Consider the following 19,448-nt stretch of genomic DNA (forward strand, 5'->3'; position numbering starts at 1 on the left):
CCGGGGTCGACTTCCGCGCGACGCCGGCGTCTGCCGAGACCGCACAGATCCTCGGCGCTACCACGGCGGCCGTCGCCGAGCGTCCGTCGGGCCGAAATCTGCTCGAGAACTTCGGAAGGCACGTGACGACGACCCCGGTGTCCCTCGCGGCTCACGCTCCGACATCAGAGGCGGCGCGAAACTCACTCGGGCGCATGCCCCGGTGCCGTTTGAAGGCCGCGCTGAAACCGAAAGCGTCCGCGTAGCCGACGGCCTTGGCCACTTGCGCGACGGTGAGGGTGCCGTCGGAGAGCAATTCCTCCGCATCGTCCATCCGGCATTCGGTGAGATACGCCAGGGGCGACCGCCCCATCACCTCGGTGAAACGCCTGGCGAACAGGGCGCGCGAGACACCAGCGCGGGACGCCAGGGACGCCACGGTCCAGCCGGCGGCGGGTTCCCGGTGCATCGCCTCCAGCGCCGGTCCGACGACCGGATCGGCCGGCCCGCGATACCATCCCGGCGCCTCGGCGGCCTCCTTCTCGAACCAGTCACGCAGTGTGCATACCAGCGCCCAGTCGAGCAGACGGTCCATCAGCGCCTGAGCTCCGGCCGGCCGCGCGGCCGCGTCCGCGGCAACGGATTCCATCCAGGCGCATACCTCCACGTCGTCCGACACCACCAGCGCAGGTGGCAGCGCGCGCAGCAGCCGTTCATGGCGCCGACCCGAGGCCCGATAGGCGCCGACGATCAGCGCGGTCTCGCCGGCCGGGCCCGTGCCCCACCGTCCGCCTTCCAGACCGGCCTCGCATTCCGCATCCGCCGCAAAGCAGGCGATCTCGTATTCCTCGTGTGGAAGATCGACCGAATCAGGTCGGTCGGCGAGAAGGAAGGGTTCGGGGCCACGCACGATCGCGGTGTCTCCGGCGGAGACCCGTTGTCGCGCACCGCCGGAAAGCAGTAGCGTGCCACCGCCCCGCAGCACCGTCACCATGGTCAACGGCGCACGGTCGGCGAAGCGGATGGTCCAGGGCGCGTCCAGGACGGCGTGGGTGAGTACGGCTCCTTCGGCGCGGATGCCACCCAGCAATCTACTCAAGGGATCCACCCCCACGAGCGTAGACGAACTCCTATCAAACGTAGATTTTTGCCCATAGATCGTCCATCGAATCAGGCGTGGAATGAAAGGCGACCGCAGCACCGATCGTCCGGAGACCGGACAGCAAGGAGGACCCCGTGCCGAACCACCTGATCGAGGACACCCCCGCCACTCGCACCGCACTGGTCGTTGTCGCCCACCCCCGCCCCGACTCGCTGACCGCCCATATCGCCGGGCTGACCGTCCGCCGGCTCACCGCGGCGGGCTACCGCATCGACCTGCTCGATCTGCACGCCGAGGGATTCGATCCCCGCATGACGGCCGCCGACCTCCCGGACTGGAACAACCGGGACAAGACCTACTCCCCCGAGGTCGAGAACCATATGCGGCGCATTCTCGCCGCCGATGTCATCGTCGCCGTGTTCCCGGTGTACTGGATGCAGACACCCGCGATCCTCAAAGGCTGGATCGATCGCGTATGGAACTACGGATTCGCCTACGGACGCAGCAAGCCCCGGCTCGCGGGCAAGCGGATGCTGTGGCTCGGCCTGGCCGGCGCGGCGGACGACGACGGCATCATCGACATCATGCAGCAGGCACTGAGCGCACAACTCGACGACGGAATCGCCTACTACTGCGGCCTGACCCAGTCGACGGTGGGACTGCTGCCAGGAGCCGAGGAGAAACCGCAGCGCCTGGACGCCGAGGGCAATCTGCTGCTCGACGACGCCCTGACCGGCGCCGCGCGCGACGCCCACTTCGCGGCGTTGGAGGACCGCGCCCTGCGCTTCGTCGACGATTTCCTCACCGGCGACCGGGTACCGGCCTGAACTTCCCCCGGAGACCGCGCTTTCGGCATTCTCCGGTACGCCGGGCGGGTGAAGTCCGATCTGGGACACGAGGATTCGGGCGGCGATCGTGGCGCCGCTGCGATCGCACGCCGCCAGAGCCCCACCGGCGGCGAGAATCGCTCGGGCGCTGTCCCCCGCGACTCCCTACCGGTGCCGCCACCGTCCGGCGGTGGTCGGTGATCGATACGGCGCCCGGGAGCGATCTCGGGCACCGCCTTCAGTTCACGCAGGGGATGGCGGAGCCGATGCTGGTCGTGACGGGTTTGCCGGAGTCGGGTACCCCGTTGGCGGGTGTCGTCGTGGTGGGCGACGCGCTGGTCGTGGTTCCGGTCGATGGTGTGTCGGTAGTCGATGGGTCGGTCAGATCCTCCGGGAGAGTGAAGTCCGCGCCGATGACGACTTTCACGTGGCCGGCCTCGACGTTCGATGAGGCGGCAGTCGGCAGGCCGCCGAGCATGTCGGCGACCTCGACGGCGTCGGTGCTGTCGGTGCGGCTGTTGTAGTAGACGACCGAGCTGGATCCGTCGGTGAAGGCGGCGGCGTTGCCGATCGTGCCCTTGCCGTATCCCCTCTCGCCCAGGGCGGTCGACACTTCGGCGGCCATACCGGTACGGCTGCCCGCGTTGACGACATCGACGATGCTCGCCGGTGTGGTCGCGGGCCGGGGCGGTGGTGTCGCCTGCACCCCGAATGCCGTGCGCACTGTCCTCTTGATCACGGCCGGGTCGACGATGTTGACGTCTTGGCCGTCGACGACGTCGTATGCCTTCACCGGCAGGGTCTGGAATTCGATCGGGACGGATCCGGCCTTACCGAGCGTCTGGGCGAAGTCGAGCAGGTTCCAGCCCCGCGACAGCACGATGTCGTTCTGCGCGGCGTTCACCAGCTGCTGGAGTCTGCCGATATCGGTGAGGGTGCCGGAGCCCTTCAGCTGCGTGGCGACCGAGGTGAGGAACGCTTGCTGCCGGTGGGTGCGGTCGAGGTCGCCGTTGTCGAGTCCGTGGCGCTGACGCACGAAGGCCAGAGCGTTCGCGGCGTCGAGATGCTGTGGCCCGGCCGGGAACACCGCGCCGGAGTAGTACGTGTCGTCGACCGCGTGGTTCAGGCACACATCGACGCCCCCGAGAATGGTCGCGATGTCGTAGAAGCCGACGAGGGATACCTCGGCGAACCGGTTGATCGGCACTCCGGTCAACTGCTTCACGGTTTGCACGATCGATTCACGTCCGGCCTCCCGCCCCTGGCGTTCCAGTTCGACCTTGTCCTTGACGCCTTGATTCATCAGCTTCTGCTCGACGGCGGCCTTCTTCAGCCCATACGCTTCCTTGATCTTCACGTGGTCGTAACCAGGTATCCCGGCTACCGTCACGTAGTCGTCGCGAGGGATGGAAAACGCGGTGATCTTCTTCAGATCCTTCGGAATGTGCAGCAGGATCAGCGAATTGGCGTTGTATCCGCCGTTGTCGCTGTCACCGGCGTGCAGTTGGTCGAGGATGTTGCGGGGCAGGTCGTTGCCGTTCTGATCCTTGCGGGTATCCAGTCCGATCAGCAGGATGTTCAGGTCACCGTCCAGCGCGGCGGCGTCCTCGGCGCTGATCGCCTGCGAACGCGTGAAGCCCGAGTCGATGCTCTGCTCGGTGTAGTAGGCGAACCCGGTTCCCGAAACCACGACCACCGCCGTGGCGGCGGCCAGTATTCGAGCAGCGATACGCAGAGTCCGCAGCCCTTTGCCGGTCGGCGCTCGCTTCGCATGGGCGCCGCGGCCAGGCCGGACCGACTCGTACCGGTCGGTGGGCGTATCCGCAAGCCGCCCGTCAGAAGCGAATCCCCCCACCCCACCCGGCTTTTCCGACCCGGTAGGCCGGGTCCGACCACGATCGATCCGGTCGGATGCGACGACTGTGAGCGGTTCGGTTTCGTCGTCCATCATGTCGATACTGCCTCACATCAGCGCGCCGCGCCGGTTGTCCCCGCCATACTCCGCACCATAGCGACCGGGTCCTGGGACGACGCTGAGAAATCATCGACCGCTGTGTGAACAGTGAGTATCCCCAGCGATGAGTGGCACCTTCCTCGGCCGCCGACCTCCTCCTGCTCGTGACACCGCTGCGCGATGCCCTCGACGCACCCGACCCCGATCCGGCACTCGTCCGCCACGTCTGGATCGGCGGACAGCAGCTCCGATGAGTGTTCTCGCCACCTCGGATGATGAAGTCAGCCTTGTGGTCGGCGATGGTGGGGTAGCCGTCGTCGCCGTGCCGTTGTCGAGCCGCTCACCGTCGGCCGTGTTCGCGGCGAGGTGGCGGACAGATCAGGAGCGCGGTACGTCGAGCACAGATCCGGGCCGGCCCGACTCGGTCCGGTCCGGGGTGTCGATGAACGCCGAACTCCACTGGCCGTCCTCACCGGAGGTGTGGTTGGCCTGTTCGCGCGCCCAGACGAAGTGGTGGCGCGCCGAAGCCAGCAGCAGCGGCCCGGTGAGCAGACCGGCCGCGACGAATTTCAGGTCGGCGCGCCGTGTCTCGGTCAAGACCGCTCCCACGCCGCCGATTCCCCACAGCCACAGCACCGTGTTGTAGGGGGGCAGCAGATTCTCCTCCATGCCCTCGGCCTCATCCAGCCAAGGGAAGACGCCTAGTCGGCGCGACCACGGCCAGTCCACGAAGTGGACCACTACCGATGCGATCGATACGCCGGCGTTGAACGCCGATACCGCTTCGTCTGCTCGCCCGCGCGGACGAGCGCTGCGCAGCAGTAAGGCCGGTGCCACCGCCCACAGGACGTTGGTGGCCCGCCTGCCCAGCCACGGTTCCAAGAAGACCCCGACCCCGGCCCAGCGTTCGAACCAGTTGTGCCCGGTCCCGCCCAGGGTCGCCAGCACACCGAATGGCCGCAGCGCGGATCGCTGTGCACGCGGTCGACGGCTACGTTGCCGTGTCATGGTCCATCCTCCTAAAATTGATGACCATCAACTAACTGAGATCACAGAGTTCGATCGAAAGAAGCCCCCTGACATATCCGACTTCCCCGCTCCGGCGGACTGCTCATCGGTTCTGATCACTGGTCACCGAGACAGAACCGCCGCCGCGGCGGACGGTAACCGCTCGCACGCTCCGGAAATAACGTAGGCCGATAAGAAAGCATCGATGCGAGCCGTCGACGCGTCACAAGTCCCGGTGACGCTGCTGCGCCGCCTCGGCAACCAGTCCCCGGGAAACCGTCTCTGCACGCCGTCCGGGAACTGGGTCGAGTTGTCGGGACACTCACGTTGCCGCGGTTCCCGTCCGCGTCGACGTTGCGGGAGCAGACCATGGCGGTCACCAACCGGGTGGAGGCGCTCCACAGGTTCGCCGCGCGCGTTGCCACCGCATTTGCATCCCGTGTTGGCGGTCTGTCGAGTCTTCGCGTCGCTATGCGACTGTGCAGGGGTTGCGCAGCTCGCCGAGGCCCTCGATCGTCGAGCGCAGCATGTTGCCCGGGGCGAGGAACCGTGCCGGGATGCGGGAATAGCCGACGCCGGCCGGGGTGCCGGTGAAGATCAGATCGCCGGGGAACAACTCGCAGATGCCTGACAGGTGGGAGACCAGCGCGGCGACGTCGAAAATCATCTGCTTGGTGCGGCCCGATTGCACGGTCTCCCCGTCGAGGACGGCTTCGATGGCCAGATCGTTGGGGTCGTCGAGTTCGTCGAGAGTGGTCAGCCACGGGCCGATCGGCGCGAACCGCTCGTAACTTTTGGCGAGGCTGAATTGGGGTGGGGTACCGGCCATTTGTGATCGACGCTCGGAGATGTCCTGACCGATGCAGAAGCCGGCGACGTGGTCGAGGGCCTGTTCGGTAGCGATGTGACGTCCGCCGACACCGATCACGGCGACGAGTTCCACCTCCCAGTCGCAGGTGCCGGTAGGCAACGGGATCATGTCACCGGGGCCGGTGATCGCGGAGGCGAATTTGGTGAACACCAGTGGGTTTTCGGGCAGGGCGAGCCCGGTTTCGTCACTGTGGTCGGCGTAGTTCAGCCCGACGGCGAAGATCTGGCGCGGCGCACGCACCGGCGGACCGAGCCGCGTCAGATCGGTGAGCAACTGTGCGCCGGTCACACGGGCATCGACATGGGGCCGATTGCCGCTGAACCAAGCGCGGATCTGCCGTATGTGCGCGACGGCCTGATCGGGATCGCTGGGCAGGACGCCGTCGGAGGCGTTGGCGAGGTCGATGACGCCGGTATCGGTGACGAGCGTTGCACGGCCGTCGAGATTGGCGAGCTTCATGAGAGGGGCGGATGTCCTTTTCGGTCGGGAGGGCCGTGCGCCGCGGGGACGGTGCGGTGCACGGTCGGCCATGGGGTCGCCGCGATCAGTCGAGGCGGACCGGCGGATCGGTCTGGCTGGCCATCTGCCACACCAGCTCGTCAGGCATGGCGATGATCTGCCGGTAGACCTCGTCGGGATAGGCCATATGGGGTTTGGTCTCGTCGTAGGCCGGCTGGGCCACCGGCTCGGCCGGTCGGGTGAATGGTGCAGGGTGCTTGTAGGTTTCGAGTTCCTCGGCGCTGATGCCGTTGATCGCGACCACTTCCGGGTCGATCCAGGCGCGGTCGTCGATGGCGTCGCCGGTGGTGAGTTCGACCAGCAGACCTTCCGGGCCCGCGAGGTAGAGCGACCGGCAGAACCCGTGGTCGATCGGGCCGAGCACGACGATCCCTCGACTGCGGATGCGGTCGCGCAAACTCAGCAGTTCGTCGAGATCGCGTACATGCAGTGCGACATGCTGCATGGCACCGGGCGCGACCGGTCCGGTCGGTTCGGCGGCGTGGGTGAGCCCGAGCTCGCGAGTGTCGGGGTTGTCGGGGTGGTACACGAACGCGATGTAGGAGGTGGGGTTGAGTTCGACGAACCCGTGCCAGGCGCCTTCGGCTCCGTGCATGCGGTACAGCGCCTTGAGCGGCAGGCCGATGACATCGGTGAAGAACGCGATCTGAGATTTGATGTCGCGGGTGGCGATGGCCAGGTGGTTCACGCCGATGGGTTGGGTGGCGGTCATGATGGTCAGTCCTTTTCGGTGGCGGAGTCGAGCAGCTGCTTGTGGCACCAGGTCCGCACGACATCGGCGTAGTCGGCGGTGTGGAACAACATCAGCTGGTGCACCCCTTCGGCGTGAATGTGCAGTTCGACGGGGCCGGTGGTGGCGTCGACGACGGCCTGGGCCGCGGCGGGAGGGAAGATCGGATCTTTCTCCCCGACGGCGAACAGGATCGGTTTGGTGTTGGCCGACAACGGAACGGCGGGGTCGTAGCGCAGGATCGACGCCCACGAGGCCAGGTCGTAGGTCCAGGTGTTGAGCGGATCCTGATGCTTCTGCTTGCCCGCGCCGCGGAACCCGTAGTCGGTGTCGAAATCGATGTACTGGTCGATATCGAAACGCAGCGCCGGACCGAACAACGCGACCATCTGATCGAAAGCCTGTGTGCGAAAGGCGTTGTCGGTCGGGATCAGCGGTGAGGACGGGATGGCGAATCCCATCAAAATCGCGCCAGCGAAATCCTCGGACGCGGCGTAGGCGCCGTAGGCGGCGGACGCGCCGAGCGAGGAGCCCTTGATGAACACCGGCAGCCCGGTGGCGGCACGAATGTGATCGGTCAGCCGCAGTGCCGCTTCGATCCACTCCCCGATGGTGAACTGGCCGGCGCGCCGGTCCACGCACGAGCGGCCGTGGCCGGGCGCATCCATGCACCAGACCTCGGCGCCCAACCGGGCATAGTGGGCGGCGAAATTGTCGTAGATGCCGCCATGGCCGCCGATTCCGTGCTGAACCAGCAGCACGTGATCCGCGGCCGGATCAGCGAATCGATAGGCGAATGTGTTGCCGACCATCTGCTCTTCTCTGCGCATCGGCCACCTCCCTGTGTCCCGCGTCATAAAAGTTGATGACAATCAATAAACCACACAAGTTGATGATCGTCAACATGCTGCTAAACTGGGCGGATGGCGACGCAGACACGAAAAGGGCGACCACCGGCCGAGCTGTCACCAGCCTCTTTGACCGACATCCTGGCCGCGGCATTGAGAGTGTTCGCCGAATGCGGATTCGACGGCACCTCGGTGGCGGCGCTCAATCGCGAGCTCGGAGTGAGTCACAACCTCGTCCATCAGCGGTTCGGCTCCAAGGAGAGGCTGTGGTACGCCACGGTCGACTGGGCGTTCGGCGAGATCGCCGACCACATGAGCGTGGATGCGGAGTTGGCCGAGCGCGACCTGCTCGAAGCGGTACGCGTGACGATCGTGCAATTCCTTCAACTGCACGCCACCCACCCACAGATCCTGCGGCTGGTCACGGTCGAAGGCGCCACCGAGGGGCCTCGGCTGACGTATCTGTTCGACACGCACGTCGGACCGTTGTATCACCGGATCACCGCGCCACTGAAGGTGCTCGTCGACCGCGGCGTGCTGGCCGAGGAAGACATCCGCACCGTGCATTTCCTGGTTGCGCACGGCGCTACCGCGCCGTTCAGTCTGGTCCCTCTGGCGGCGAGGCTGAACCCACTCGATCCCCTCGACCCCGCGGCGGTTCGCAGGCACGCCGAATTCGTCGCCGGCATGGTCGTGGCCGGACTCCGCGCCCGCGGCGCCTGACCAGCGAGGGCAACCGTGACGAAGGTGACGCTCAGTTTCGACAATGGACCCAGCCCGGCCACCGACACCGTGCTCGATGCACTCGCCGACCACGGCATCCGCACGACCTTCTTCGTCGTCGGTGCCGAGCTCACACGATCGGGCGCGCGGCGAGCAACCGAACGTGCTGCGGCCGACGGACATTGGATCGGCAATCACACCATGACGCACTCGATCCAGTTCGGCGACGACGTGGGCGCCCTCGATCTGCCGATCCGAGAGATCGAGGGCGCGCAGGAGGTCATCGGAACGCTTGCCCACCCCGACAAGCTGTTTCGGCCCTTCGGCGGTGGAGGTGTCCTCGATCGGAGGCTTTTCTCGCCGAACGCGGTGGACTACCTGCGCCGACACGGCTACACATGCGTGCTGTGGAACTGCATTCCCCACGACTGGGACCGCCCCGACGACTGGGTCGAGCGATGCCTGGCCGACATCAGGTCGCGGCCATGGAGTTTGGTCGTCCTGCACGACTTGCCCACCGGCGCCATGCGGCACCTGCCCCGTTTTCTGCAACGGCTCGATGCCCTCGATGTCGAGATCGTCCAGGAATTCCCCGAATCCTGCGTCCCTATCCGGCGGGGCCGCCTGCAGGGATCGCTCGATCACCTGATCACAGCGCCCGACAACTGAGCATCCGGACAGGATTCACGACCGACCTGCGCCAGCGCACTCACCGATGACTACGCCCACCCGATCCCGGTGTGGTCGCGCGCGCCGTCGGTCCTCGGCACGGACGCCTACAACACCTCTGAGAGAAAAGGAGCGATCGATGACGATCGCATCAATTGTTCTGGCCACCTTGCTGGCGCTCGAGATGATCGCCGTGGGAGCGCCGAAGGTGCTCGCCGTCCAGGCCATGCGTGAACGCGCAGCCCACGCCGGGATCCCCGTGTCCGGCTACCGAGTCATCGGAGCCTTGGAAATCGTCGGTGCGGCAGGGCTTTTGATCGGTATCGGCCGGCATCCGATCGGCCTGCTCGCTGGGGTCGCAATCGTGCTGCTGATGGTCGGGGCGCTCATCACCCACGTCCGGACCAAGGACAAGCTCGCCGACATGATCCCGGCCATCGTCACCGCCCTGTTGGCGGTGACCTACCTCGTCGTCGCATCACTCGCCCGCTGAGCGCCGGTCACCGAAGGCGCTCGGGCGTCCTCGCCGACGTCTGAGATGCCACACCACGCGGGATGCCCCCGCGTTCCCGTGCGCCCCACCGCAGCCGTCGTGGCGGGAGGAGGTGCCGCTGTTCGGCGACTCACCTTTTCGTCACAATTCCGGGAACGCGCCGGCCCGGACGATGACCCGGCCTACTAGCAGCGCAAAGCGCCCGCGGGAAGATCCGTGGCCGAGGTGAGTGGCAACTCGAGGGCGATGAGCAGGTCTCGGTACCGCTGCGCGAGTTGCGTCGGCGTGCTGCGGCTGTAGGCGACGATCTCCCGGTAGACCCCGGGACCGATTCTTCTGGCGTGCTGTATCCAGCCGCCCGGCACGGCGTTGTTGGGCACCAGTGCGACTCCCAAGCCCTCCATGGCGAAGAGCAGTGCGGCCGCCACCTGCCCGGTGCGCGCGACGGCCCGCGGAGTGAATCCCAGGGCGGCGGCGGTCCGGTCCACTATCTCGCTCATGCCTTGCTCGGGCTCGTAGAGGATCCAGTCGGCGGTGGCCAGTTCATCGAGTTGCACCGTGGAACCCGTGTCCCGCCCCGCCGGGCCGACCAGAACCATTTCCTCGTAACCGAGTGAGACGGCGGGTCCCTCCCACAGTTCGGGCCGCGGTCCGACCGCGATGTCGCCTTGTCCGCCGCGAACCGCCTCCTCGAGCGCACGACGGTGCGAGAAGTCGTGCACCCGAAGGACGGCCGTCGGGAACAGGGAGTGCCATCGGACGGCGCTCGGTGGCAGGATGCCGGAGGCGATCGACCGGACGGTCAGCACGTGCACGTCACCGCTTCGCCCCTCGACCACTTGGTGCACGGCATCCGCGGCTTCGCCGACAGCCCGCAACACACGCTCTGCGTGCGGCAGGAAGGCCCGTCCCGCGGGCGTGAGGGCCAGGCCATGGCGGCCGCGTTCCAGCAGTTGCGCGCCCAGTTCCTTCTCCAGTAGACGCATCTGCTGCGACAGCGACGGCTGCGAGACATACAGCCGTGCCGCGGCGGCGCTGAACGATCCGCTTTCCCAGACGGCGAGAAAGTACTCCAGCTGGCGCAGTCGCATCGGAGGAGGTTACCGCCGTCGCCGTTGGCCGCAGACGCAGAGCGAGCGCGTCATGCGACCGGATTCGCCCGGCTGTCTCGGCGAGCGAGCCGGGCGAGCAGATGGTCGACTTCCGACCGTGCTCGGCTCGAGAGCACGCCGCGGGGCGTGCGTTGGTAGTCGGAGGCGAGCAGGCCGCGCCGTTGCATGACGTATTTGCGCACGGCCAGGCCCACACCCGGCTGCTGTTCGTATCGCAGCAACGGCAGATGCGCATCGAAGATGTCATGGCTTTCCTCGCAACGGCCCGCCGCGGTATGACCGACCACATCGACCAGCATCTCGGGGAAGCAGTATCCGGTCATGGCGCCGTCAGCGCCCCGCGCGGTCTCGAAATCGAGGAAGAGTCCCCCGTTGCCGCACAGGATCGACAGTCGTGGCATTTCGCCCTCGGCTTCCAGTTGCCGTAAAGCGCTGATCTTCTCCAATCCCGGCCAGTCTTCGTGCTTGAGCATGACGCAGTTCGGTATGGCGCGGGAGATACGCGCGATGACCGCGGCGCTCATGACCACCGAGAACGACAAGGGGTAGTCCTGCACGACGAGGGGCACCGAGTCGCCGAGCACGGCCGCGGCGCCCTCGTAATAGCCGACGATCTGGTCGTCGGTGCGCAAGGTGTTGGGCGGTGCGACCATGACGCCTGCCGCTCCCGCCGACATGACCGCACCGGTCAGTGCGCGCATCGCGGCGTAGCCAGGAGCGGAGACCCCTACGACGACCGGAAGTCGAGTCCTTCGCAGCACGTGCCGCACGATTCGGGTCGCCTCGTCATGAGCCAGTTTGGGCGCCTCCCCCATCTGGCCGAGCAAGGTGATCCCGGTGACGCCGACGGATTCGTAGAAATCGACCAACCGGTGCAGCGAGTCGAAGTCCACCGCTCCTTGCTCGTCGAAGGGGGTGGGCGCGATGGCGAAGACGCCCTTCGCCTCACGGGTGAGCACGGCCATGGTTGAGATCCTTTTGTCTGTGAGTATCAGAGGCTGGGAATGAGACCGCCGTCGACGCGCACCACCGTGCCGGTGATGTACGACGCCGGAACGCTCGCCAGGAACGCCACCGTCGCCGCGTATTCGTCCGGGTCGCCGTAACGGCCGATGGGGATGGTGGCGACGCTGTCGGCTCTGACCTGTTCGACGGTTCGGCCTTCGGCTTCGGCTTTGATCCGGTCGAGATGCTCGACGCGACGGGTGCCGATCCGACCTGGCACGACGATGTTGCATGTGACACCGTCCGCGGCGACTTCCCGCGCCAGCGTCTTGGACCAGCCGAGCAGTGCGGCACGAAGACTGTTCGACAGGCCGAGACCGGGAATCGGAGCGACAATCCCCGAGCTGGTGCTGGTGATGACGCGCCCCCATCCGCGCGCCCGCATACCCGGGACGAGTTCGTCACTGATGGCGATCACCGAAAGCACCATGGAACGGAAATGGTCGAGCCACACGGTAGAGGGCCGGCCCAGGATCGGCGAGGGCGGCGGCCCGCCGGTGTTGTTGACCAAGATGTCGACCGGGCCGAGGGTTCGCTCGATCAGTGCGACGTTGCCTTCGATGACATCGAGGTCGGCGATATCCCACGCCACCGCTATGGCCCGGCCGCCGGCCACGGCAATCTTTTCGCAGCGGGATTCGGCGGCTTCGCGATGGATATCGGCCACGGCCACCTCGGCGCCCTCTGCCGCCAATTTCTCCGCGATGGCGCCACCGAGGCCACCGCCCGCGCCCAGAACCAGTGCGGTTCGACCGGCAATCTCCAGATCCAAAAGTCCACTCCTCGACCGAACGCCGATGATTCCGGCAATTTTCAGATATTCCGCACCGTAACACCACGCCGCCGAATGCTCCCAATACGAATATTCACCGCACCCTATAGGGAAACCTTATACATGCAGCAAGGGGGCATGATCGGCAAGAATTATCCCACGATGACTGCCTCCGCTTCGTTAGACAGGAAATAAATCGCTCACATAGCCTGCCGATGGACCATAAGACGACAACGAAAGCAACATGATGCCCTTTCCGGAAACAATGCTCGCGGCAGTGATCGGTGAGCCGGGAATTATCAGGACCAAAACCATGCCAGTGCCCCGTCCGGGCCCGGACGACGTTCTTGTGCGGGTGCACCGGGCGTCATTGTGCGGCACCGACCTCAAGGTCCGCAGCCGTCGCTTCTTCCACGGAGCCGGCCCGGCGCCGGACACCTTCATCCCCGGCCACGAGTACGCGGGCGTCGTGGTCGCGGTCGGCAGCGCCGTCGACGAGTTCGCTGTCGGCGATCGGGTCGTCACCGAGGCGCATCGGGGCTGCATGCGATGCGTGAACTGCCTGTCCGGCTCCTACACGGACTGTTTGAACTACGGCAACCAGGCCAAAGGCCATCGGACACAGGGGATGACGGTCAACGGCGGCTTCGCCGAATATGTCGTCAACCACGTCTCCACGCTCTACCGGCTTCCCGATCACATCGACTTCGACTCGGCCGTCGTGCTGACCACCGCCGGCACCGTGATGCACGCTTTTGACGTACTCGACTCGCTGCTGGTGAGCGCCGGGGTCGCGGTGATCGGTCCCGGCCCCATCGGATTGATGGCCGTCCAGGTCGCCCGCGAACTCGGAGCCGACCCGGTGATGCTCGTAGGCACCCGCAACAGCCGACTGGAGATCGGGAAGCAATTCGATGCCGACTATCTGATCAACTCCCGCGAGGAGGACGCCGTCGCCGCGGTTCGGGAAATCACCGGCGGACTCGGCCCCGATATCGTCGTGGAGTGCTCCGGGGCTGTCGGCGCCGTCGACGACGCGATCCACATGGTCAAGCGCGGCGGCAGAATCGTGTTGGCGGGATTCTTCGAACAGCCGGTGACCGCCGACCTCAATCACGCTGTCATGAACGGAATCTCGATCAACACCATCCGCGGCGAAGGCGCGAACTCGGTAGCGAGGGCCCTGTCGCTGGCATCGCGCGGACGACTGCACACCAGCCCCCTGGTGACCCACCATTTCCCGCTCGAAGACATCGCCGAAGCTTTCGACACCTACGCCGAACGGCGAGACAACGCGATCAAGGTCATGCTCGATGTCACCGGATGAGGCCACGCTTGCTCCGGTCCGCGAGCTGGTCGCCACCGACATGGCCGCCTGCGCGGCAGCATGGCTGGAGTCGCTCGCCCCGGATCAACTGATCCGAGCGCAGTTCGACTCGCCTCTGGCTCCGGACGCGGAGGCCGAACGGCTTCGCTGGTTCTACACCCCGACCGACCACGGTGGACTCGCCCTGCGCGACCAAACCGCACGTCAGCAGGGCTTGGCGATGCGACTGGTCGCCTCGGGACTGTCCGAGGCCGGATACGCGACCGTCGCCACCGTAATGGGCCTGGAGAACGTCCTCGATCAGGTCGAAGGATGGCAAGTCCGCTGGGGACGGCAACGGGGCCGGGATCCCGGCCTGTACTGGCTGAGGTTGTTCGGCCGACCAGGTGACCGGGTTTGGGCATGGCGCTTCGGCGGCCACCATATCTCGTTGAACAACCTGATCATCGGCGGGCGCATCGTCTCGACGACACCGTGCTTCATCGGAGCCGATCCAGCCGCCACCGCCCTGCTCGGCGGCACGCTACGGCCGCTGGGCGGGCCGGAAGAAACGGCGCGGCACCTGGCCCGGTCACTGGACCCCGACCGATACCACACGGCACTACTGCACACCAACGCCATATCCGACATCGTCTCCGGCAACCGGCCGACCATCGCCCACGGCGACGCGATGATGCACATGCAGGATCTCTGGCGCGGCAGATTCACCGATCCGGCGCTGCGAAAGCTGGTCGACGACATCGACATGCGCGCCGAAAGCGGTAGCGGATACACCGCAGCCGACCATGCGGCCATGGCGATCTCCATTCCCCCCAAAGGTCTGGCCGCGCGCGACCTCGACCCAGAACACCGGCACCTACTACGGCAGCTGATCAGCCTGTACACCGGTCGTGCGCCGAGCGCACTCGCCGAAGTCCACGCCGCGTATTATGCAGCCGACGACGTACTCGACGAGGTCCACTTCGGATGGGCAGGCAGCCTCGAGGCCGGGGAACCGCACTACTACCGAATCCAGGGCCCCGAGCTGCTCATCGAATACGACAACACCCAGCGCCAGGCCAACCATGCCCACTCGGTCTGGCGAGATCTGCGCTCGGATTTCGGGCTGGACAGTCTGGCCGAACATCGCCGGCGCTCCGCGCATTGAGAAGAGCAGCGGGAATGCGGGACAGGAACGGCGGCGGAGACCGGTCGATGGGCTCCGCCTGATTCGTTCAGCGTGACGCCAGTTCGCCGCGCCCTCAACGGTGGCCCAGCGAATTGAGCGCCTGCTGCGCGAGGATATCCATCCATGCCGCTGTCAAGGCGGCCGAATCGCGCTGCGACGTTCGCAGCATCGCCAGGACGACTCCGCCGAGCAGATCGAGAGCGGCGCTCAGATCGTGCACGTGGAAGCGCTCCGCCGACACTCCGGACCGAATGCCCGCGGCCAGACGTGATCTGATGTCCGGGTCTTCGAGGATCCGGTATCTCATCGAAAGGACGATCGCGGCGATATCAGGGTGGCCGATGCCGACCTCGCCGAGCGCATGTAAGTGCGCGAGGACTATGTCGGCAGGGTCATCGATACCCGCGGCAGCGCTGTCGAGGATTCGCGCCACCTCCTCGATCACCTCGGCGATGACTGTATCGAAAAGTTCGTCTTTGCTACTGAAGTGGTTGTAAAAGGATCCGGTCGCGACACCGGCCTCCCGCGCCAGACCGGCGATGCCGATCCTCCCGGCCAGATCGCTGGCCAATGCCCACCGCCCGGAGCGGATCAGTGCCGCACGTGTACGAAGAGCGCTCCGTGCCCGCGCGTCCAAACGACCGGTGATCGGCTGCGGCGATGGCGCGCTAGTGCCCCCTTCGAGGGGCCGGCCCCGGACTGACTCCGGGCCGATCTGCTCACCGACAGCAACGCGTCCTCCCATAATGGTTACAGTGTCGCCGTTATACGGCTGGCCGTCAATGGACGGCCACGCAACACTGCCGCCCGGCTCGGCGAGCGCACGAGATTCGATCGCTTCACCAGCGAGGCCGCGGACGCAACCGGCACGGCGCGACCCGTTGCTTCCATATGCGTCGACGGAGCCTTCGACGGCTTGGCAACACCCCCCAATTCGGATACGGTGTAGCCGAATTAGGTGGACCGTCGAGCGAGAGAACGCTCCCGCCCCGCGTGTCCGAGCACAGGAGAAGGCACCCGGCGGGATTCCGCGAGATCGCTCCCCTACAACCGAGCGATCTTCATCTCCAAAGGGGGTGAAGCATCAGGCAAGACAGTGAGGCGTGCGTGCTGAAGTTCCATTCGGCGATCAAGTTCGGGCCGGTCAAAGCTCTCGCGATCAGCGCAACGGCGATTACGATGGGCAGTTGCTCGCTACTGCCGAACGCGGCCGACGACGCGTGGCGGGATACCACGCACATCACCGCTGATTTCGACAGCATCGCCGGCATCTACGAAGGAAACCCGGTCACCGTCCTCGGACTAGAGGTCGGCAAGGTCGAGAAGGTCACCCCGAAAGGCACGTTCATCGAGGTGCGCTTGTCGATCGAACCTCAGGTGAAGATTCCGGAAGAGGCAGTGGCGGCGATTATCTCGCCATCCATTGTCACCGATCGCCACATCGAGCTCACTCCGGTCTACACCCAGGGCGAAACTCTCTCCGACGGTGCTCACCTGCCGAAGTCGCGGACCAAGACCCCCGTCGAGTTGGACACCATGATCAAGACCATCGATCAGTTCGCGGCGGCACTGAAGCCGCAGGAAGGAGCCGAGGGGCTCGGCCCGATGTCGGGTCGGGTGCTCTACCCCATGCTCGATGGCAACGGCGCAAAGATCCGGGACACCCTCGAAGCGCTATCGGCCGCACTGAAGGTCGGTGTCGACAACAAGGACGCGGTCTCCAACATCGTCCTCAGGCTCAACGAGCTCACCACGATACTCGCCGAGAACGACCAAACGATCCGCGATTTCAGCGACCGGATGACCCAGATGTCCGGTCTGCTCGCCGAGCAATCCCCCGGCTTGCAGGCGACACTAGACCAGCTGACCACCTTCCTGGCCAACACCTCCGGCGCGCTCGGACAGTACCAGGACCAACTCGCGGGCACCTTGACCGGGCTTACGAACGTAACCCGCCAGCTTCGCGACAACGCCTCCGGTCTTACCGAAGTCGCCGACCTCGCACCCATGGTGCTGCAGAACTTCGATAATCTCATCGACCGCGAGAACCGTCGTGCGCGAGTCCATTTCATTATTCCCACCGCGCTCAACGGCGAAATCATCAGCTTGTTCTGCGAGCGTCTACAGATGAAGGCCGACGGCTGCCGTACCGGGAACATGCAGGACTTCGGCCCCGACTACGGCCTGACCGCCGCACTGCTCGGACTGACGAAGTAGCGTCGCGATCGTCGCCCCGGCCGACCCCGGTGCGGTTCGGAACAGACCAGCAGGTCAACCGCGCAGCGCATCGGCCATGGCCCGCGACTGGGGGACCCGGTTCGCGTATGCCACAAGCCACGACGGCCGATCCCGCATCGCCGATATCCCAGCCGAGCGGTTTCACGACTGTTCTCGGAGGGCGGCGACCGGGCAGGAGTCGACGGCCGCTCGGGCAACCGTTACGTACTCGTCGGGGACGTCGGCGCCCTCGAATCGGTAGGTCAGTTGGGCGTCGTCATCGAGGGTGAACACAGCGGGGGCCTGTCCGGCGCACAGGCCATGACCTTCGCAGCGCGGGTAGTCGACGGAGATCTTCATCGCGAGGGCCTTTCAGGCGGGAATCAATCGGAGGGGAAGGTGTTCGAAGCGATGGATGATGTTGTTGATCGCCCATTCGCCTGGACCGGCGATCTCAATGCGTTCGACGCGGTCGATCAGCGCACGGAGCACGGCTTGGGTTTCCAGCCGCGCCAGGCCCTGTCCGGCGCACCCGTGGGTGCCGTGTCCGAAACCGAGTTGACGGGAGGCGTCGCGGCGGATGTCGAACCTGTCCGGATCTTTCCACTCTCGCGGATCTCGGTTGGCGGAGGCGTAGATGACCACCACCCGCGCGCCTCCGGGGATCGTGGTCCCCGACACCGCCGTATCGCGGATCGCCTTGCGCGAGAAAGCTCGCAGTGGTGACTCGTACCGCACCACCTCGTTCACGGCGTTCGAAATCTTGGCCGGGTCCGCCCGCAGCATCTGCCATTGGTAGGGGTGGGTGGCGAAGAGATATAAAGCGCCGGAGATGGCCCCGATCGTGGTGTCCAGCGATGGAGCGAGGTAGTCGATCAGCAACGCCGGGCATTCCGAGCGTTGGACCTGGCCTTCATCGGCAGCCCGCAGGATTTCCTCCCCCGCACTACCGGGCAGAAGGTCTCGATCGCGGGCGAGCCGCCGGGTGAAGCGCATCATCTCCGCACTCGCCGGAGCGGTCCGGATCGATCGGCCGTTGATCGGACCCAACGAGTCGAAGGTCGCACCGGCCCAGCGCAGTAGGTGCTCGCGACCGTGTTGTGGCCAGCCGATCAGATCCGGTACGACCGACATCGGGAGGGCCGTCGCGAGTTCGACACCGTCGATTTCACCGCGTGAGACCGCGGCCTCGACCGCCGCCACTGCCTGCTGGTCTACCGTTGCCCGCAGCGCGCGCAGTGCCCTGGGTGTGAGTCGGTGCGCCAGTAGGGCGCGCCGACGGCTGTGGTCCTCGCCGTCGCTGTTGAGGGTGGTGCCGCGGGAGAGGCGGTTGGCCACCGGATTCAACGCGACGCCCGCGCCGGAGACGAAGGTCTCGTCATCCAAGAGCACGGCTTTGCATTCCGCGTAACGAGGCAACGCGTAAGCACGCTGCTTGGCGAGCCACACCACCGGCCCCAGCTCGCGCAGCCGCGCATAGTGCGGATAAGGGTCGTGTATCGCCGCCCGGGAGTAGAGATCGGGCTCATAAGCCGGGGCCACACTGCGGTTACGCATCGAAACTCCTTCAAAACAGGACAGTCAGCGGACGGTGGCGACCGAGCCCGGCTCCGCGCGACGTCGCAGCCCGCCGGCTGCTGCGCTCGGCGCTGGGACTGCGTCGAGTCACCGGGGTGCCGATGCACGTCGACAACCAGCCCGATGCAGCCGCGGCCGCCAGGTCTGCCAACGAGCAGCGGTCAGCTCAGGCCGACTCCAGCGGCCGCCTCCCGGCCGCCGAATTTCGCGCGAAACCCGGGTGGCGCGCCTGTCGGGCTGCCCGCACAGCCCACGATCCCGTCTGCCATCTCGCGCAGGTATCAGAGACGATGGGTGCTGCGCGCGCGATCCGCTGCGCTCTGTACCGGGTACAGTCTCTGGCACGGCATGCTGGGTAGCTTTCGTCCACCTGCTGGTCGACCGCGGCCGACCGCGCCCAACCGCCTTCGGTGGACTCGCGGGCGAATGCGACGGCAGCCTCACGTGAGGCGACGAAATGTAGTGGTGCACCCAGTCCGAAGTCCACCGCTAGATGCCACAACATGGAGGCTCCGACGTTCGAAGGATCAGCCCCGAAATGATCGC

The 19,448-nt window shown here is 66.1% G+C and carries 19 protein-coding genes; 7 read left to right on the forward strand and 12 right to left on the reverse strand.

Going from position 1 to position 19,448, the window contains the following annotated elements; genetic code table 11:
• Positions 1–151 precede the first annotated feature (151 nt).
• Positions 152–1,180: an AraC family transcriptional regulator gene (locus NB3_RS20540; RefSeq protein WP_244892000.1), complete on the reverse strand. Its 1,029-nt coding sequence runs from the start codon at positions 1,178–1,180 to the stop codon at positions 152–154.
• A gap of 35 nt (positions 1,181–1,215) precedes the next feature.
• Between NB3_RS20540 and NB3_RS20545 the strand changes: the two genes are divergently transcribed.
• Positions 1,216–1,908 (forward strand): NAD(P)H oxidoreductase, encoded by a 693-nt coding sequence (locus NB3_RS20545; protein WP_157111912.1) that lies wholly within the window; start codon positions 1,216–1,218, stop codon positions 1,906–1,908.
• A gap of 238 nt (positions 1,909–2,146) precedes the next feature.
• On the opposite strand, the gene NB3_RS20550 is transcribed toward NB3_RS20545, so the two are convergent.
• The 5 genes from NB3_RS20550 to NB3_RS20570 all read right to left on the reverse strand — a co-directional run bounded on the left by NB3_RS20550 (position 2,147) and on the right by NB3_RS20570 (position 7,820).
• Complete coding sequence (locus tag NB3_RS20550) at positions 2,147–3,652, reverse strand: LCP family protein (protein ID WP_371855924.1); 1,506 nt, start codon at positions 3,650–3,652, stop codon at positions 2,147–2,149.
• Positions 3,653–4,240: 588 nt separating this feature from the next.
• On the reverse strand, positions 4,241–4,870 hold the full coding sequence (locus tag NB3_RS20555) for a hypothetical protein (RefSeq protein ID WP_157111913.1): 630 nt from the start codon (positions 4,868–4,870) through the stop codon (positions 4,241–4,243).
• A 469-nt stretch (positions 4,871–5,339) separates the two neighbouring features.
• The gene (locus NB3_RS20560; protein WP_067805861.1) at positions 5,340–6,200 is read right to left on the reverse strand and encodes a fumarylacetoacetate hydrolase family protein; all 861 of its coding nucleotides are present in this window, start codon (positions 6,198–6,200) and stop codon (positions 5,340–5,342) included.
• A gap of 85 nt (positions 6,201–6,285) precedes the next feature.
• Positions 6,286–6,972: a VOC family protein gene (locus tag NB3_RS20565; RefSeq protein ID WP_067805864.1), complete on the reverse strand. Its 687-nt coding sequence runs from the start codon at positions 6,970–6,972 to the stop codon at positions 6,286–6,288.
• Between the two features lie 5 nt (positions 6,973–6,977).
• Complete coding sequence (locus NB3_RS20570) at positions 6,978–7,820, reverse strand: alpha/beta hydrolase (protein ID WP_067805865.1); 843 nt, start codon at positions 7,818–7,820, stop codon at positions 6,978–6,980.
• A 93-nt stretch (positions 7,821–7,913) separates the two neighbouring features.
• Between NB3_RS20570 and NB3_RS20575 the strand changes: the two genes are divergently transcribed.
• From NB3_RS20575 to NB3_RS20585, 3 genes are all read left to right on the forward strand, one after another.
• Positions 7,914–8,561, forward strand: a complete 648-nt coding sequence (locus NB3_RS20575; protein WP_084823523.1) for a TetR/AcrR family transcriptional regulator — start codon at positions 7,914–7,916, stop codon at positions 8,559–8,561.
• A gap of 15 nt (positions 8,562–8,576) precedes the next feature.
• Entirely contained in the window at positions 8,577–9,230 is a 654-nt protein-coding gene (locus NB3_RS20580; protein ID WP_067805870.1) for a polysaccharide deacetylase family protein, read from the forward strand.
• Positions 9,231–9,369: 139 nt separating this feature from the next.
• On the forward strand, positions 9,370–9,723 hold the full coding sequence (locus NB3_RS20585; RefSeq protein ID WP_067805873.1) for a DoxX family protein: 354 nt from the start codon (positions 9,370–9,372) through the stop codon (positions 9,721–9,723).
• Positions 9,724–9,908: 185 nt separating this feature from the next.
• Here the strand turns inward: NB3_RS20585 and NB3_RS20590 are convergent, their stop codons facing one another.
• From NB3_RS20590 to NB3_RS20600, 3 genes are read right to left on the reverse strand one after another with little or no spacing between them, the layout of a single operon-like run.
• Positions 9,909–10,814, reverse strand: a complete 906-nt coding sequence (locus tag NB3_RS20590) for a LysR family transcriptional regulator (RefSeq protein ID WP_067805875.1) — start codon at positions 10,812–10,814, stop codon at positions 9,909–9,911.
• A gap of 50 nt (positions 10,815–10,864) precedes the next feature.
• Positions 10,865–11,800 carry a dihydrodipicolinate synthase family protein gene (locus NB3_RS20595; protein WP_067805879.1) on the reverse strand — a complete coding sequence of 312 codons (936 nt, stop codon included), beginning with the start codon at positions 11,798–11,800 and terminating at the stop codon, positions 10,865–10,867.
• A 26-nt stretch (positions 11,801–11,826) separates the two neighbouring features.
• The gene (locus NB3_RS20600; protein WP_039798599.1) at positions 11,827–12,612 is read right to left on the reverse strand and encodes an SDR family oxidoreductase; all 786 of its coding nucleotides are present in this window, start codon (positions 12,610–12,612) and stop codon (positions 11,827–11,829) included.
• A gap of 313 nt (positions 12,613–12,925) precedes the next feature.
• Here NB3_RS20600 and NB3_RS20605 point away from each other — a divergent pair, with 313 nt between their 5' ends.
• Positions 12,926–13,939 carry a zinc-dependent alcohol dehydrogenase gene (locus tag NB3_RS20605; protein WP_169810722.1) on the forward strand — a complete coding sequence of 338 codons (1,014 nt, stop codon included), beginning with the start codon at positions 12,926–12,928 and terminating at the stop codon, positions 13,937–13,939.
• Positions 13,926–15,086 carry a DUF3500 domain-containing protein gene (locus NB3_RS20610; protein WP_067805882.1) on the forward strand — a complete coding sequence of 387 codons (1,161 nt, stop codon included), beginning with the start codon at positions 13,926–13,928 and terminating at the stop codon, positions 15,084–15,086. Before NB3_RS20605 ends, NB3_RS20610 begins: the two co-directional genes overlap by 14 nt.
• A 94-nt stretch (positions 15,087–15,180) precedes the next feature.
• Here NB3_RS20610 and NB3_RS20615 read toward each other — a convergent pair whose 3' ends face one another.
• Complete coding sequence (locus tag NB3_RS20615; RefSeq protein WP_067805884.1) at positions 15,181–15,678, reverse strand: TetR/AcrR family transcriptional regulator; 498 nt, start codon at positions 15,676–15,678, stop codon at positions 15,181–15,183.
• A gap of 608 nt (positions 15,679–16,286) precedes the next feature.
• Here NB3_RS20615 and NB3_RS20620 point away from each other — a divergent pair.
• Entirely contained in the window at positions 16,287–17,324 is a 1,038-nt protein-coding gene (locus NB3_RS20620) for an MCE family protein (RefSeq protein WP_084823528.1), read from the forward strand.
• A gap of 162 nt (positions 17,325–17,486) precedes the next feature.
• Here NB3_RS20620 and NB3_RS20625 read toward each other — a convergent pair whose 3' ends face one another.
• Both NB3_RS20625 and NB3_RS20630 read right to left on the reverse strand, forming a co-directional pair.
• Positions 17,487–17,684, reverse strand: a complete 198-nt coding sequence (locus NB3_RS20625; RefSeq protein ID WP_067805886.1) for a ferredoxin — start codon at positions 17,682–17,684, stop codon at positions 17,487–17,489.
• Positions 17,685–17,696: 12 nt separating this feature from the next.
• Positions 17,697–18,881 (reverse strand): cytochrome P450, encoded by a 1,185-nt coding sequence (locus NB3_RS20630; RefSeq protein ID WP_067805888.1) that lies wholly within the window; start codon positions 18,879–18,881, stop codon positions 17,697–17,699.
• Positions 18,882–19,448 lie beyond the last annotated feature (567 nt).

The sequence above is a fragment of the Nocardia beijingensis NBRC 16342 genome (assembly GCF_001612785.1).
GTDB classification, from domain to species: Bacteria; Actinomycetota; Actinomycetes; order Mycobacteriales; family Mycobacteriaceae; genus Nocardia; species Nocardia beijingensis.

Coding starts and splice junctions, on each gene's coding strand:
- NB3_RS20555 (WP_157111913.1), bottom strand. CDS start 4,870: ATGACACGGCAACGTAGCCGTCGACCGCGTGCACAGCGATCCGCGCTG.
- NB3_RS20560 (WP_067805861.1), bottom strand. CDS start 6,200: ATGAAGCTCGCCAATCTCGACGGCCGTGCAACGCTCGTCACCGATACC.
- NB3_RS20565 (WP_067805864.1), bottom strand. CDS start 6,972: ATGACCGCCACCCAACCCATCGGCGTGAACCACCTGGCCATCGCCACC.
- NB3_RS20570 (WP_067805865.1), bottom strand. CDS start 7,820: ATGCGCAGAGAAGAGCAGATGGTCGGCAACACATTCGCCTATCGATTC.
- NB3_RS20575 (WP_084823523.1), top strand. CDS start 7,914: ATGGCGACGCAGACACGAAAAGGGCGACCACCGGCCGAGCTGTCACCA.
- NB3_RS20585 (WP_067805873.1), top strand. CDS start 9,370: ATGACGATCGCATCAATTGTTCTGGCCACCTTGCTGGCGCTCGAGATG.
- NB3_RS20590 (WP_067805875.1), bottom strand. CDS start 10,814: ATGCGACTGCGCCAGCTGGAGTACTTTCTCGCCGTCTGGGAAAGCGGA.
- NB3_RS20595 (WP_067805879.1), bottom strand. CDS start 11,800: ATGGCCGTGCTCACCCGTGAGGCGAAGGGCGTCTTCGCCATCGCGCCC.
- NB3_RS20605 (WP_169810722.1), top strand. CDS start 12,926: ATGCCAGTGCCCCGTCCGGGCCCGGACGACGTTCTTGTGCGGGTGCAC.
- NB3_RS20610 (WP_067805882.1), top strand. CDS start 13,926: ATGTCACCGGATGAGGCCACGCTTGCTCCGGTCCGCGAGCTGGTCGCC.
- NB3_RS20620 (WP_084823528.1), top strand. CDS start 16,287: ATGGGCAGTTGCTCGCTACTGCCGAACGCGGCCGACGACGCGTGGCGG.
- NB3_RS20625 (WP_067805886.1), bottom strand. CDS start 17,684: ATGAAGATCTCCGTCGACTACCCGCGCTGCGAAGGTCATGGCCTGTGC.
- NB3_RS20630 (WP_067805888.1), bottom strand. CDS start 18,881: ATGCGTAACCGCAGTGTGGCCCCGGCTTATGAGCCCGATCTCTACTCC.